Raw genomic sequence first — 243 nt, 5'->3', positions numbered from 1 at the left:
TCTTCGCCGCCGAGATCGGCGCTTACACCCAGTCCGAGACCGCGTTGACCGACCCGCTGCTGGGCCGGCTGGAGCCAGGGATGCTGGTGCTGGCCGACCGTGGCTTCTTCTCCTATGCCCTGTGGCGCAAGGCAATCGGTACCGGCGCGGATCTCCTGTGGCGGGTCCGCACCGACAAGGCAGGCCCCAAACCCACCCACGTCGAGGACCTTCCTGACGGCTCCTGGCTGGCCCACCTGCGCC

Annotated in this window: 1 pseudogene; it reads left to right on the top strand. The window is 69.1% G+C overall.

Annotated elements, in window-relative coordinates:
* Positions 1–243, top strand: a pseudogene (locus RM423_RS26360) (IS4 family transposase); the annotation flags it as partial.

Origin of the sequence: Jatrophihabitans lederbergiae (genome assembly GCF_031845305.1) — a bacterium.
GTDB classification, from domain to species: domain Bacteria; phylum Actinomycetota; class Actinomycetes; order Mycobacteriales; family Jatrophihabitantaceae; genus Jatrophihabitans_A; species Jatrophihabitans_A lederbergiae.
The sequence above is the reverse complement of the archived record's forward strand: the minus strand, read 5'-3'. Positions and strand labels throughout refer to the sequence as shown.